The organism is Acinetobacter septicus, from assembly GCF_019355975.1.
GTDB lineage: Bacteria > Pseudomonadota > Gammaproteobacteria > Pseudomonadales > Moraxellaceae > Acinetobacter > Acinetobacter ursingii.
In genome coordinates this window covers 112,558-127,098 of the sequence record NZ_CP079898.1, presented here as the reverse complement: position 1 = coordinate 127,098, position 14,541 = coordinate 112,558, and the positions used below count along the sequence as shown (strand labels likewise).

Annotated in this window: 11 protein-coding genes; 5 read left to right on the top strand and 6 right to left on the bottom strand. The window is 39.6% G+C overall.

Going from position 1 to position 14,541, the window contains the following annotated elements; genetic code table 11:
• Window positions 1-400: 400 nt before the first annotated feature.
• Window positions 401-1,855 (top strand): SulP family inorganic anion transporter, encoded by a 1,455-nt coding sequence (locus tag I6L31_RS00720; protein ID WP_005003758.1) that lies wholly within the window; start codon window positions 401-403, stop codon window positions 1,853-1,855.
• Between the two features lie 87 nt (window positions 1,856-1,942).
• Here I6L31_RS00720 and I6L31_RS00715 read toward each other — a convergent pair whose 3' ends face one another.
• Window positions 1,943-4,180: a TonB-dependent receptor gene (locus tag I6L31_RS00715; RefSeq protein WP_005003756.1), complete on the bottom strand. Its 2,238-nt coding sequence runs from the start codon at window positions 4,178-4,180 to the stop codon at window positions 1,943-1,945.
• 313 nt (window positions 4,181-4,493) lie between these two features.
• Window positions 4,494-5,825, bottom strand: a complete 1,332-nt coding sequence (locus I6L31_RS00710) for a dicarboxylate/amino acid:cation symporter (protein ID WP_005003748.1) — start codon at window positions 5,823-5,825, stop codon at window positions 4,494-4,496.
• A 440-nt stretch (window positions 5,826-6,265) separates the two neighbouring features.
• Here I6L31_RS00710 and I6L31_RS00705 point away from each other — a divergent pair, with 440 nt between their 5' ends.
• The gene (locus I6L31_RS00705; RefSeq protein ID WP_005003746.1) at window positions 6,266-7,273 is read left to right on the top strand and encodes a glycosyl transferase family protein; all 1,008 of its coding nucleotides are present in this window, start codon (window positions 6,266-6,268) and stop codon (window positions 7,271-7,273) included.
• A gap of 22 nt (window positions 7,274-7,295) precedes the next feature.
• Here the strand turns inward: I6L31_RS00705 and I6L31_RS00700 are convergent, their stop codons facing one another.
• Both I6L31_RS00700 and I6L31_RS00695 read right to left on the bottom strand, forming a co-directional pair.
• Complete coding sequence (locus I6L31_RS00700) at window positions 7,296-7,562, bottom strand: YeaC family protein (protein WP_005003745.1); 267 nt, start codon at window positions 7,560-7,562, stop codon at window positions 7,296-7,298.
• Window positions 7,559-8,479, bottom strand: a complete 921-nt coding sequence (locus I6L31_RS00695) for an NAD(+) kinase (RefSeq protein WP_004989753.1) — start codon at window positions 8,477-8,479, stop codon at window positions 7,559-7,561. The genes I6L31_RS00700 and I6L31_RS00695 overlap by 4 nt, the downstream gene beginning before the upstream one ends.
• A 331-nt stretch (window positions 8,480-8,810) precedes the next feature.
• Between I6L31_RS00695 and mrcB the strand changes: the two genes are divergently transcribed.
• Together mrcB and I6L31_RS00685 are read left to right on the top strand one after the other, a co-directional pair.
• Window positions 8,811-11,207, top strand: coding sequence for a penicillin-binding protein 1B (mrcB, locus tag I6L31_RS00690; protein ID WP_004989756.1), 2,397 nt, complete (start codon window positions 8,811-8,813; stop codon window positions 11,205-11,207).
• Between the two features lie 32 nt (window positions 11,208-11,239).
• Window positions 11,240-11,794 carry a tetratricopeptide repeat protein gene (locus tag I6L31_RS00685; protein ID WP_035272275.1) on the top strand — a complete coding sequence of 185 codons (555 nt, stop codon included), beginning with the start codon at window positions 11,240-11,242 and terminating at the stop codon, window positions 11,792-11,794.
• A 43-nt stretch (window positions 11,795-11,837) separates the two neighbouring features.
• Here the strand turns inward: I6L31_RS00685 and I6L31_RS00680 are convergent, their stop codons facing one another.
• Complete coding sequence (locus I6L31_RS00680; RefSeq protein ID WP_005003743.1) at window positions 11,838-12,734, bottom strand: NUDIX domain-containing protein; 897 nt, start codon at window positions 12,732-12,734, stop codon at window positions 11,838-11,840.
• Window positions 12,735-12,872: 138 nt separating this feature from the next.
• Between I6L31_RS00680 and hemP the strand changes: the two genes are divergently transcribed.
• Entirely contained in the window at window positions 12,873-13,043 is a 171-nt protein-coding gene (gene hemP, locus I6L31_RS00675) for a hemin uptake protein HemP (protein ID WP_004989761.1), read from the top strand.
• A 137-nt stretch (window positions 13,044-13,180) separates the two neighbouring features.
• Here hemP and I6L31_RS00670 read toward each other — a convergent pair whose 3' ends face one another.
• On the bottom strand, window positions 13,181-14,539 hold the full coding sequence (locus I6L31_RS00670; RefSeq protein ID WP_005003742.1) for an ATP-binding protein: 1,359 nt from the start codon (window positions 14,537-14,539) through the stop codon (window positions 13,181-13,183).
• Window positions 14,540-14,541: the final 2 nt, after the last annotated feature.

Below are 14,541 nucleotides of genomic sequence, written 5' to 3'. Positions count from 1 at the left end.
AATTATTGTATTATCGTGACAAAATAATGAACGCATCACTATTCTGCCGTTTTAATGATAAATTCTCGACCTGATATCATGATATTTTTAGGATGATTCAGATTGGCATAAAGTGACTTTTTTTGTCAGCAGATACATCTTTTTTATTCTTCACTTTACTTTTTTAAGTTCAAGTTTAGCAATCACATAGTGACTCGTGTGCTCGCTTTGGTTTCTCTGACTAAAGGTGCTACACTAACGACTCGTTTCAAAATCTCTTTCATTTTATGCAAATCACGCCACCTTAGTTGATTGTTTTTTATTTATCAATTCATCACTGTCTAGTGATGTGGTGTCGTCGTGTGTGTAAATATCACATCACTAGCCTTTAATCATATACAAATACTCTTACAGGCTATTTATGTTTCAGCAAATTCGTCAAGAATGGTTCTCCAATATTCGCGGGGATGCTCTTGCAGGCTTAGTCGTTGGACTTGCTCTTATTCCCGAAGCAATTGCATTTTCTATTATCGCAGGTGTAGACCCTCAAGTTGGCTTATATGCCTCATTTTCCATGGCGGTTGTAATTGCTTTTATGGGCGGTCGACCTGCCATGATTTCCGCAGCTACAGGCGCTATGGCATTATTGATGGTTAGCCTAGTCAAAGAACATGGGCTAAACTACCTCCTTGCAGCAACAATTTTAACAGGTATTATTCAAATTATTGCGGGGCAACTTAAACTCGCCAAACTGATGCGCTTTGTCTCCAAATCTGTGGTGGTTGGTTTTGTAAATGCTTTGGCTATTTTAATTTTTATGGCACAACTTCCTGAATTACTACATGTTTCGTATCAGGTTTATGTATTTGTGATTTTAGGGCTCGTCATTATTTATTTATTTCCTTATGTGCCCAAGATTGGCAAATTAATTCCCTCACCCATGGTCTGCATTATTGTCATTACATTCTTGGCGCTATTTTTAAACTCACATGTACGAACCGTAGGTGATATGGGCAATTTGCCCAATAGCCTACCGCATTTCTTTATTCCAGATATTCCGTGGAATCTTGAAACTTTATGGATTATTTTACCCTATTCCTGTGCATTGGCAGCAGTAGGATTATTAGAATCGATGATGACCGCGACTATTGTGGATGAACTGACGGATAGTTCGAGCGATAAACATCGTGAGTGTAAAGGTCAGGGTTTTGCCAATATCGTGACTGGTTTTATGGGTGGTATGGCAGGGTGCGCCATGATTGGACAATCCATGATTAATGTAAAATCTGGCGCGCGCAAACGTCTTTCAACTCTCGTTGCTGGTGTTTTTCTACTGATATTAGTTGTGTTTATCAGTGATTGGTTGCGGGTCATTCCTATGGCAGCATTGGTTGCCGTGATGATTATGGTTTCTATCAGCACTTTTGATTGGGGATCGATTAAAAACTTTAAACATAATCCTAAAAGCAGCAATATTGTCATGATAGCCACAGTCATCGTGGTGGTTGCAACTCATAATTTGGCAATTGGGGTTTTGGTTGGGGTTCTCCTTTCTGCATTATTTTTGGCGCAAAAACTTGAAAATGATGTACATATTGAAACTTCTCGTCATGGCGACACACGCATTTATGATGTACGTGGTCAATTATTCTTTAGCTCTTCGGAACGTTTCTCTCAGGCTTTTGATTCTCAGGAAAATGTTAAACAAGTCGTTATTGATTTAACGCATTCTCACATTTGGGATGTGACAACAGTCGCTTCTCTCGATAGCATTATTGAAAAGTTCCAGAAAAATAATATACAGGTCACTGTAAAAGGCCTAAATGAAGCAAGTTCGATCATGATCGATAAGTACGGTAAACACGCCAGAATTTAAAAACGCTCACTCTAAGAGATAAAAAACCGTGCAATTCATTTGCACGGTTTTTTATTAAAAGCTTATTTGAGATTTAAAACTGAAACTTTAGAACTGATAATTAAGACGAACCAAATAATTTCGTTGCGCACCTGGCATCGCGTTAGAGCGCCAGTATTCTTTATCGGTGAGATTATTCACTGCGAAAGTAATCCCCCAATGCTCATCCTTATAACCCAAAGCTGCGTCTAGGCGTGTCCAGCCCTCAATCTTGTTCAGATTGTTATCTGCGGTATAAAATGATCCCACGTAGGTGCCACCAATTTCAGCATAGACTCTTTCAACGGGTAAATAACGTATAAATAAATTACCTGTATTTTCAGAGATATTGGCAAGACGATTACCTTTTAAGCGGCTGGTTTCTGCTACTGTAGCGCGAGTATCTTTTTTCCATTTGGCATCGGTATAACCATATCCACCGCGTACAAAGACATTCTCTAAGACACGACCAATAAAACTGAATTCAACACCCTTTGATTGTTGTTGCTGTCCGACTTGCCATTCATTAGGTTGATTTGTTGGATCTGGCTGATAGCGAATATTATTCTTGGTAATATCAAAAACCGATAACTGTGTATTTAAACGCTGCTCGAACCAATCGCTTTTAACCCCGACTTCGTATTGTTCATTGTATTGAGGTTTTGCATCATAGACACTGGTATTATTCACATTTGGATCAATACTGATCATGCCTCTCCCACCATAAGGAGCAAAACTTTTACTATATGAGGTATAAAAACTATGCTGATCTGTTGGCTGCCAGACAAAGCCAACATTTGGGCTTAAGCTTTCGCCATCATAGCTTTTCGATACATTTACAGGCTTACTATTTGCAACCTGTGCCTGTGTTTTAAACTCAAATGTATCGTAGCGAATACCGAGCATCATTTTTAAAGTTGGAGTAAGTGTCACTAAATCCTGTAAGAAAAACGCTAGATTTTCAGCATCGTGATGGTTAATGGTCGTGGTTGCTTTATGGGCATTTACAGGCAAATCATCATAATAATCTGAAGGATTATAAGGATTGATATAACCATAATAACTTTGACTACCGCTTGAATAGTTACCAAGCTTTGGATCTCGATCCTCATGTGTCCAATCACTACCAAACATGATTTGATGTTCAAGACGACCTGTATTGAATTTGCCCGTAATATCAAAAGTATTAAGCAATGTTTTATTCATGGTTTCTTGCCATGCATAACTTTGGCGTAAATATCCCTTCCAAGTACACGCTGCACCCGTGATTTGTTTACCATTCAAATCACACCATGTTCCACCAAAGAAATTATCAAAATTTTGATAGGCTTGGCGGTAACTAGCCGCCCAGTGGAATTTCCACTCAGGTGCAAATTCATATTTGAGATCTGTACGAATAGTTTGAAGTTCATCTTCTATATAATCGGTTGGACGCGCAAAACCTGTTTTTAATGAGACATCTTTCGGCAAATTTTCATAACTTGGCCCTCGGTCAGGAGTACGGTCCAATTTATCGTAGGTATATTGTGTCGTCCACAACAAAGTTTGATCATCATTGCGATAGCTAATACTCGGTGAAAGCATTTCTATTTGCGAACCAATTCCTTTACGGAAACTATTGGTATCGGCCTTTTCACCTGTTAATCGGACTGCCCAGTGATCATTTAAAACTCGATTAAGATCTACAGTTGCTCCCACATTGTTATAAGATCCTGTATAAAACCCTAGCGTACTTTTTGAATCAAAATTGGCAAATTTTGTGACCATATTGATCACGCCACCACCCTGACTTCGACCATAGAGAACAGAAGCTGGCCCTTTTAGTATCTCGATTCGTTCAACATTGGCGGTACTACGGCGTAACTGTCCACTTTCACGCACACCATCACGATAAATATCGCCTGCATCTGCTGCAAAACCACGTAAATAAATACCATCACCGCGAGTATCATAACTTGTTGAAACGCCTGGTGTCCCTTGCAGCATAATACTCAGATCATTGGCGCCATATATTTTATATTTTTGCACATCAATGGTATCAATGGTTTGCGGAATATCCTTCTTTTTTAGCCCATTACGAGTGACATTGGCTTCGTCGTAGTCAATATAACTTTTGATAGGATCAAGCTCACTCATCGCTTCGATCTTAATCGTCGGTAATACCGCCTTAGCCGTTTCTAGCATTTCTGAATGTGATGATGCTTCAATATCTTTGGCAAAAACAACTTGGCTTTGCACAATCATCATAGCCAACAAACTCAGTTTAAAAGCCCCGACTTGCTTCATTTTAAAATTTAAATGATTCATTAGAAAAATTACTCAGACTTAAAATATTTAGTAAAATAAAACAAGCGAATACTAATAAAAAATATTCTCATTTGCATTAATATTTTTATACAAATTGATTATTTTAGATACAAATAATTAAGATGATTTTAATAATATTGACTTTAAAGTTGAAAATTCCACTATATTTTTAAGAATTACAAAACAAATATCGCACTAAACCGTGAAGCATCAGCAATAAAACATTCATTACACCCCAAAATTTCCAATAAAAAAGGGATGATCAATATCATCCCTTTTTCTACATTTTTGGCTTAGTTAAGTAACTGAAGGCTTATTTTTCTTCAAGCATTTGACGATCAACTTCTTCAGGGTTATTCAATGCATTCTGAAGTTTTTGCATATCCAATGCACCGACCCATTTCGCAACGACAATCGTTGCCACACTATTACCCGTTAAATTCGTCAAAGCACGTGCTTCAGACATAAAGCGATCAATACCTAAAATCAAGGCAAGTCCCGCAACTGGAATATGCCCTACCGCTGACAAAGTTGCAGCCATGACGATAAATCCAGAACCTGTGACTCCTGCTGCACCTTTCGATGAAATCAATAGCACAATTAGCAACGTAATCTGATGTTGAATATCTAGTTGGGTGTTGGTGGCCTGAGCAATGAAAATTGCAGCCATGGTCAGATAAATCGAAGTACCATCCAAGTTAAATGAATAACCTGTCGGAATAACCAAACCGACCACCGACTTTTCGCAACCTGCGATTTCGAGCTTTTTCAGCATTCGCGGTAACACTGATTCTGACGAAGATGTCCCCAGTACAATCAGTAATTCTTCACGGATGAGGCGTAACATTTTGAAAATACTGAAACCACACACACGGCTGATCGTGCCCAGTACAATAAAAATAAACAACAAACACGTGACATAGAAGCACAAGATAAGTTGTCCAAGTTGTACCAAAGAACCAACACCATATTTACCAATGGTAAAAGCCATTGCACCAAAAGCACCGATCGGCGCAAGCTTCATGATCATATTCACGATGTTAAAAAATACATGTGAAATTTGATCAATCAGTTTCAACACAGGTTTACCTGCATCACCTAATTTATGAAGTGCAAAACCGAATAGGATAGCAAACAGTAAAACTTGTAAAATTTCACCATTGGCAAATGCGCCTACTACCGTTTCAGGAATGATATGCATCAAAAATTCGATGGTAGACTGGGACTGACCAGAAGCAACGTATTTCGCAATCCCTGCTGTATCGAGTGTCGCTGGATCGACATTCATCCCCACACCTGGTTTGGCAATATTAATCACCAAAAGACCTACAATCAGTGCGATGGTTGAAACGATCTCAAAGTAAAGTAATGCAATTCCGCCAGTCTTACCGACAGATTTCATACTCTCCATACCCGCGATACCACTAACCACCGTACAGAAAATGACAGGTGCAATAATCATCTTAATCAGACGAATAAATGCATCCCCCAGAGGTTTGAGTTGCTCTCCTAACCCCGGAATATTTTCTTTGACACCATCTACGATTTGGGTTGTGCTTGGATAAAAATGTCCAACCAAAACACCTGCGATAATGGCAATGATCACTTGAAAATAAAGTGATTTGTAAATCGGTTTTTTAGCCATAACTCTACGTCAACAAATATTTCTAAGCCCTTAGAAATATATCCATAAAAATATCTATAAATAGTATATAGACAGCCCTTTAGTCCACTTGTCTGTATGACGCATGGTGGAAGTTTTCTTAAAAGAAAACTTTCCATAAAGACGAAAAACAATTGGTTTTTCAAAAAAGTCTCATGACTTCAACATTCTGATCGAACCAGAACTTGATCTGTGTAAAAAAACAGGAGATAACAAGTAAATCGTTAATAAAAATTAAACAGTTTTAAAACGTCGAGAGTGTACTGCAATTCCAGTTTCTATCGGTTACAAAATCCTCTTTTTGGATATTTTTTGTGCAAAAATAGTGTAGACATTAGTCTAATACCCTTAAGAATAATTCTTTCATTTTATTTTTATGTCATAGTGATGCTATTCATTTTTCAACGAAATATTGACCGCATATGAACACTAAGAAAAATCTATATAAAGACAGTGAACATCCTTTTGCCCAATATGTACGAATACTCGGCAAAGGAAAAACAGGTTCGCGATCATTAAATTATGAAGAAGCTTATGCTGCTTTTTCCATGATTTTGAAAGGAGAAGTCTTGGATGTTCAGTTGGGTGCTTTTTTGATGTTGCTAAGGGTGAAGGAAGAATCTGTTGAAGAACTCACGGGATTTGTACAAGCCACCAAAGATCAACTGAACTTTCAGCCATTAGATGTCGATCTGGACTGGTCATCTTATGCGGGTAAACGTAAACATTATCCGTGGTTTCTATTATCTGCACTCACTTTAGCAAAGCATGGTTATAACATTGTCATGCATGGTGCTGCGGGTCATACCATTAACCGTGTGTATACTGAACAAGTCCTACAATATTTGGACTATGCAATTTGTCAGTCTGAACAAGATGTTAAGCAACAATTACAGCAACAACATTTTGCTTATTTACCTTTGGACGTAATTTCCCCTGTCCTGAGTGATATGATCGATTTACGGAATGTCATGGGGCTTCGTTCACCTGTTCATACTTTAGCGCGTTTAATTAATCCCTTTAATGCCAAAGCTACCCTGCAAGCGATTTTTCATCCTGCCTACCGTAATTCACACCAACAAGCAGCGTATCAACTAGGCTATAAAAATAGTGCGGTGATTAAAGGCGAAGGTGGTGAATTTGAGCGTAATCCTGATGCAAAAACGCTTATTTGCGGTATTAAAAATGGTGAATTGTATGAATACGAGTTACCTAAATTGACCCCAGAACGTAGCCCAACTGAAGATGAGCTTGATTTAGCCACATTTAAACAAGTGTGGTTGGGTCAGACGAGTCATGAATATGGTGAAATGGCAATTATTGAAACGATGGGTATCGCGCTATATACCATGAATGTGGTTGACGATTATGCTCAAGCGATGCAAAAAGCAAAAGTGCTTTGGAATACTAGATTCGACCAAGCACTTTAAATCCCATGAAAACCGATACGTTTTAAATAAAACGGATCGGTTTAAATTCAGGTTCTGGTAGGTGTGAATCACACTCCTCACCTTCTTCCTTTTTACCTTTATCAATATAACCTGTACGCTCTTTTTCAGGGACATTCTGATGTTCCCACGCAATGACCGCTTGCATACAAATTTGGCGTTGTTCTTGAGTCAGTGCAACACCATTTGGCCATTTGCCAATTTCCACTGCCGTTTTTAAACGCTCCACGATATCTGGATCTAAAACGGCAAGCATTTGTTCAATATTCATGCGTCATCCTGCTGTTGAAATGAGTCAAAATCCTGATTCCAGCCAAGCTTTGTACGGCAAGCCATATAAAAGTCATAACCGGGTGGATGTAATAAGTTTAACTTAAATGGATGCTTTCGGATATGCACTGTATCCCCGACATTCAAGGAAATACTGTTTTGTCCATCAGCACTCACCATCGGGAGAACACGATTTTCGCGAATCGTGAGTTTTATTTCACTGTGTCCACTGACCACGATTGGACGTGAAGATAAAGTATGTGGATGCATCGGGACAAGTGCAATCGCATCCATACCCGGATGCAAAATAGGACCACCACCTGACAGTGCATACGCGGTTGAGCCTGTTGGTGTCGATACAATCAGACCATCACTATGTTGACGATAAACATACTGACCATCAATATTCAGCTCAAAATCAATCATATGTACGGAGCGGCCAGAGTGTAAAACCACATCATTGAGCGCAATCGCATCATAAATAGTTTCACCTTTGGAACGGACTTCCATTTCCAGTAAAAAACGTCGATCTAATTGAAAATGTCCCTGTAATACCTGATCAAGTTTAAAGATCACCTCAGACGGTTTAATGTCGGTTAAAAATCCCAAGCGACCACGGTTGACCCCGATTACAGGGGTATTATGTCGAACCAATGCACGTGCAGCATGCAACAGTGAACCATCACCACCCACCACAATCACGAGATCGACCACTTCACCCAATAAACTACGACTTACGCTTTGCGTGTTATTGTCAGGTACAAGTGCTGCCGTTTCCTGATCAAAAACAGGATGTAATCCCAAATGCAAAAGATGGTCGTGAATCAGACTTAATGTTTCAACGACTGATGATTTATCAGGACGGCCGATTAAACCGATATTACGAAAAGATTTGGCTGAAAGATTTGCAGACTGCATTGGATGCCTATAAGTTAAAGCCAGTATAGGGTTGGTCTGTGAAGCATCATATACATGAGGCTCATCCATCGCAAAATCACGATGAACCCTAAGATCAACATATCATATGCGATTTGTGCGACTAATATAACACAGTAATTCTAAAATCGTCTCGAATCAATCTACCCCATCTATCTCTATAAAAATGTTGATTATCAATCAATAATATCTAAAGAATTTGAAGCTTTAGCAGAAAAAATGAGTTTTTTAGCTTGTTCACAGATTTATCATTGCAAAATGTATAAAAGCTATCGCATGATTAGCACACTTTGTTGGCTTTTATGACAGATTTATGAAGTTTGAACGTGGCATCGGCTTTTTTGCGCTTATTTTTTCAGTGATCATTATTGGCGGTTTTCTTGCATTTAGTATTTATTTAATTCGACTGGATAATATTATTCGCGAGAAATTTGAAGGTAAACGCTGGGACATCCCCGCAAAGGTTTTTGCACGCCCTCTGGAACTTTATACCAATGCACCTGTGACTCAGACTGACTTTAGTCAAGAGCTAGGATTACTTGGCTATAAAAGCACCCAAAATTACACTAAATCTGGGAGTTACGTGGTTCAGGGCAATACCATGTATGTGCATACACGTGGTTTTGACTTTGGTGATAGCACTGAACCTGAACAAGTTTTGCAGGTGTCTTTTGCCAATGATCAAATTTCAGATATTCGCGCCACCAAGCCATCTTCAACAGGCATTGCTAGACTTGAACCGCTCTTGATTGGCGGCATTTATCCGCAGCACAATGAAGATCGTGTCCTGATTAAACTCGACAAAGTGCCAAAAACCTTGATTGAAGCGCTGGTCGCAACAGAAGATCGTAACTTTTATAGTCATCATGGTATTTCTATACGTGGAACTGCACGTGCCTTGGTGAGTAATGTCACAGGTGGTCGACGTCAGGGTGGTTCGACCTTGACACAGCAATTAGTCAAAAACTTCTATTTGAGTCCAGAACGCACACTCAAACGTAAAGCCAATGAAGCGTTTATGGCCATGTTGTTAGAGCTACATTACAGTAAAGATGAAATTCTGGAAGCCTATTTAAACGAAGTCAATCTCGGGCAAAATGGCAGCTATTCTATTAATGGCTATGGTTTGGCTTCACAGTTTTATTTTGGTCTACCGCTACGTGAATTAAACATCGCGCAGCAAGCTTATCTGGTGGGTTTGGTACAAGGACCTTCGTTATATAATCCGTGGCGTAATCCTGAAGCGGCACTTAAACGTCGTAATATCGTGCTAAATAATATGTTAGTGATGGGTTACTTAACTCAGGATCAATATGATAAAGAAAGTGCACGTCCTTTAGGCGTGGTGGCTAAACCAAGTCTTGGGCCAGCGAAATTCCCAGATTTTCTCGACATTGTTCGTCGCCAACTCCGTTCTGAATATCAGGAAAATGACCTAACCAATCAGGGATTACGTATTTTCACAACACTTGATCCAATTGCTCAAACTCGTATTCAAAATGCCTTTAAATCGACTGTAGAACAAATTGCAAATCGTAATCCAGCTCGTCTTAAAGATTTACAAGGTGCTGTATTGGTTCAACATCCAGAAAATGGAGAGTTGATTGCTGCTGTTGGTTCGACTCAGGACTTTACAGGATTTAATCGTACAGTAGATGCTAAACGTCAAGTCGGTTCATTACTTAAACCTGTCATTTATTTAAGTGCAATTGAGTCTGGACGTTATAACTGGGCGAGTCAAATTCAAGATGCGGCGGTCAATATCCCAGTAGGCGGCGATAAGAGCTGGACACCTAAGAACTATAGTGGCGGTGAGCATGGTGTCGTTACATTGCAACAAGCATTGGCACACTCATATAACCTTTCAGCCGTGCGTTTAGGTCAGGAATTTGGTTTATCCACTTTTAGCAATAACCTGAAAAAATTTGGCGTCACATCAGATATTCCAAACTATCCATCTGCATTTTTAGGTGCGGTGAATATGTCGCCTATGGAAATGCTCAGTATCTATGGAAACTTCGCAACAGGCGGTTTTAAATACCCGACTCGTGCGATTCGTTCTGTGGTTGATGCCAATGGTCATGTATTAGAACGTTTTGGCTTAAATGTTCAACAAACCATTGATCCATCTGCTGCCTACATTTTGAATTATGGCCTGCAACAAGTCATGCGTTCAGGTACAGGTAAAGCCGCTTACAATACTTTATCTCCTGATCTGAATCTTGCGGGTAAATCAGGAACGACCAACGATACACGTGACTCATGGTTTGCAGGTTATTCTGGCAATTATCTGGCTGTCGTATGGTTGGGTCTGGATGACAATAAAATCACGGGTTTAACAGGTTCATCAGGTGCATTACCTGTCTGGACCAATGTCATGAAACAATTGCGTCAACAGCCCGTTAACTTACGTCAAACAGATGATGTGCAATGGCAATGGATTGACTCTGCTACAGGTCATTTATCCGCTCAGGGCTGCGAAGGTGCGATGTACATCCCACTCATGCGTAACAATGTCCCGCGTCAGGCAACTGTGTGTGGCTTACCACATTATCAGGTTGAGCCAACTTACAATTCTGATACGGAAAACGGTGATACAAGTGCCCCTGCGAACGATAGCATGGACAACTATATTCGTGACAGCGAAGATCAAATGCAAAATGATCTGTCCAATAATCGCGTCATTTCCAGTGGTAGTTATTCAAACTAATGATCACGGTTGGTAAAAGAGATTTAAAACGTATGTGGAAGCAAGGTTTTTTAGTATTAACAATGGCTGCTTTTGTGGGATGTTCAACATTCCCTTTACATGAAGAACAGAAAAAAGCACCACAAAAGCCTGCTGAACCTACCAAGAAAACGGTAGAAACACCTGATGGGGTTAAAATCACACCCTATGAACAGGAAGAAATCAAACGTAAACCAGTACGTGTTGTCGTTCCTGAACAAAAGGCAAAACAGCAATTTAATGATGGACGATCTCTTCCTGCTTTTAAAAATCTGATACAACAGACTCAGATGGCATATCGTCAGCAAAAATGGGACGATGCTGAACGGTTTGCTCTACAGGCTCAGCGTTTAGCGCCACAAGCGGCAGAAACCTTTATGTATCTGGCTTTAGTCGCCAATCAAAAAAGACAATACAGTTCAGCAGAATCACTGGCACGACGCGGTTTAAGTTATGCTCAATCTGCGCCAATGAAAAAACAACTTTGGCAGGCTATTTTAGTCGCTGGGCAAAAGCAAAATCATGCACAAACCGTACAGCAAGCTCAACAAGCCTTAAATTCACTTTAAGGCTTGTCGTAGATGTTGCAAACATCTGAAATTTTATATTAATTTAAAAATTACGAATACCTGCAATTCCGTAAGCACCATGCTGCTGTGCTTTGACAAAATCATCAGGATGTAACCCTCCCAGTGCAAAAACTAAAATATGAGTGTGTTGTGTCCATTGCGCTAAAGTTTCCCATCCTAAAGCTTTACGCTCTGGATGGGTTTGTGTGTTCTGGATTGGACTGATCAACACCGCATCGCAGCCAATTTGCTCGGCATGTTGTAAGGCAACCAGATCATGACAGGCAGCGATATAACGCTTACTTTGTTGTAAATCCCCTTTTCGCAGTTGCATCAATTGATGTTGCTTAAGATGCAAAGTCTTTATCGAGGGTGTTAAATCGCTGGGCATTTTTTGAAAATGCTCAATATTGATTATCAGTTTTTGTAAATCTTCTGATGAGTATCGATGTAAATCTTCAGCTAAAAACTGATCTGGTTCTACCCTCCAATAAAAAAGTGAATTTGCCTCTGGTCGAAAGTCGGATAATTGATGACTAATTTTTATGTAATGCGGCCAAACTAAACGCCGAATAATCGAATCATTGGCTTTGGGGAAATTGAGCTGCGTGAGTTGCTCACGTGCATACCACGTCCACGGCTGCTGAATCAGCTGCATTAAGTCGTCAGGGACATAGGCATAAAACAGATGAAGATTGACCACAATATCGTCATATTCATGTTGAATACGATCAAACGCATACCATTGTGATAATCCAATACCCACTTCCTCATAAATCTCACGGCGACACGCCTCTTCAGGGCTTTCTCCTGATTCTACCTTGCCACCTGGAAATTCATATTTATTGCCTTGATGTTGCTTTGCTTGGCGCCAGCCTACTAATACTTTTCCGCGATGTAATAACAGCCCAATAGCAATATCGATCACAGGTTTTGACATAGCGTTTAGATCTTCCTCAATTTTACCCAAGTGTAAGCAAATTTTATTTTTTATAAAATATTCATTTTTTGATTGACAGGCCTATTCGATAATGATTATCATTTAAATCGTTAGCTAAAACACCACGGAGCACAACAAATGAACGCACCTTTTAACCTATTTACTCGTAGCAACGAAACAGCTCAATCTTTGCCAATGTTGCATTCAAACAATCTATTTGCCCTAGGTCGTGAAATTCGCATTATGCATGCCGGTGAAGAATACCGCTTACGCTTAACCCGTAACAACCGTTTGATTCTAACCAAATAATTAGAAAAACCGTCTAAAATAATAACACTCGTGGGCAAATAAAATATATAAACAGTATGGCTTGAGCCATACTGTTTTTCTTTGTGAATAGTCTAAATATTACCTACTCAATGCTTTTTAAAACAGCATCTCCCACTTTAAGAAAGATCTAAATCTTCTGCCAAAGTAAACACAAGTTCTACCGTTAAACCACCCTGCTCAACGACATGAAACTCCAATTGTGCGTGGTGCAGCATTACAATCTTTCGCGTGATGGAAAGCCCTAATCCCGAACCGCGTTGCCCTGTTCCCAAACCTCTAAAAAAACGTTGCCCCAAACGTTCAAAAATTTGCTGATCCATTTTCTCGCCATGATTGTGAATGCTTAAACGAATGCGCTGTGGTGGTATATTTTCAAGTTGAATATGGACTTGAGAATCGCTAGGTGAATAACGAATGGCATTATCCAGCAGGTTACGGATACAGGTAAAAACCAGTTCATGATTGGCATTGATATACGTTTGTGTTGCATTAAAATCGCAAATAACTTGAACGCCTTTATCCTCTGCAAACAAAGACAATGCGGCGATAACTTCTATTATAATTTCATCTAGAGATAACCGCGTTTTTGCGAGTTGTTGTTCATGGGCAGGATCCAACCGGGCTAAAAGTAATAAATTTTCCAAAACCTGCGTACTACGATTGACATCATTTTGAATTTGGCTTAAATCCTGTTTAAGCTGTGGAATATCATGATATTTTCGCTGAATCAATTGCAGACGCATTTGTATGGCAGATAAAGGAGAACGTAATTCGTGTGAAGCATCCGCAGTAAATGCCTGTTCGGCCAGTAAGGCTCGATCCAGTCGATGCAGGAGATGATTTAAAGAGTTGATTACAGGTTGAATTTCTGTAGGCATGTGTGCCGTGACAATGGGTTGTAAATCCTGCGCCGATTTGTGTTCTATAGATTGAGATAAATTTCGTAAACTGGCCAGATCACGGCGAATCCCCCAACGCATCAGTCCCCATTGTAATAACCATAAAATGATCAGAATCACCAAGTACCAGATCAAGCTTTGCCATAGTTCATCAAAGCGTGCCGATAAAGGCTGAATCACAATAGATATGAGTCCTGTTTCAGCTTTATCCTGCCGATAAATACGCCAAAGCTGTCCATCTTTCCATCGCAAGGAAAAATCTGTTCCAACGTCTAAATTTAGAGGTATAGCATCATGATCTGCGGATTGGCTGAGCAGTTGATGATTCCAGTACAAGACATATTGCAGATCGAACTCATCACTTAATTCATCCAATTGCTGACCTGAAGGTAAATGCACATCAGAAAGCAACAACATATCTGAAACCTCGTCCATGATTTCATCTTGTACTTTCATGGTGTGATAACAGGTCAAAAACACCAGCAACATAAAAGCAATTACGCCTGCAATCACGCCACTCCATAGCGTTGTTTTGATCAGTTTCGACTGTAATGACAAAGATACGGGACGATTCATTA

Excerpts from the sequence above, each read along its gene's own strand:
- I6L31_RS00720 (WP_005003758.1), top strand. The coding sequence starts at position 401 with ATGTTTCAGCAAATTCGTCAAGAATGGTTCTCCAATATTCGCGGGGAT.
- I6L31_RS00715 (WP_005003756.1), bottom strand. The coding sequence starts at position 4,180 with ATGAATCATTTAAATTTTAAAATGAAGCAAGTCGGGGCTTTTAAACTG.
- I6L31_RS00710 (WP_005003748.1), bottom strand. The coding sequence starts at position 5,825 with ATGGCTAAAAAACCGATTTACAAATCACTTTATTTTCAAGTGATCATT.
- I6L31_RS00705 (WP_005003746.1), top strand. The coding sequence starts at position 6,266 with ATGAACACTAAGAAAAATCTATATAAAGACAGTGAACATCCTTTTGCC.
- I6L31_RS00700 (WP_005003745.1), bottom strand. The coding sequence starts at position 7,562 with ATGAATATTGAACAAATGCTTGCCGTTTTAGATCCAGATATCGTGGAG.
- I6L31_RS00695 (WP_004989753.1), bottom strand. The coding sequence starts at position 8,479 with ATGCAGTCTGCAAATCTTTCAGCCAAATCTTTTCGTAATATCGGTTTA.
- mrcB (WP_004989756.1), top strand. The coding sequence starts at position 8,811 with ATGAAGTTTGAACGTGGCATCGGCTTTTTTGCGCTTATTTTTTCAGTG.
- I6L31_RS00685 (WP_035272275.1), top strand. The coding sequence starts at position 11,240 with ATGTGGAAGCAAGGTTTTTTAGTATTAACAATGGCTGCTTTTGTGGGA.
- I6L31_RS00680 (WP_005003743.1), bottom strand. The coding sequence starts at position 12,734 with ATGTCAAAACCTGTGATCGATATTGCTATTGGGCTGTTATTACATCGC.
- hemP (WP_004989761.1), top strand. The coding sequence starts at position 12,873 with ATGAACGCACCTTTTAACCTATTTACTCGTAGCAACGAAACAGCTCAA.
- I6L31_RS00670 (WP_005003742.1), bottom strand. The coding sequence starts at position 14,539 with ATGAATCGTCCCGTATCTTTGTCATTACAGTCGAAACTGATCAAAACA.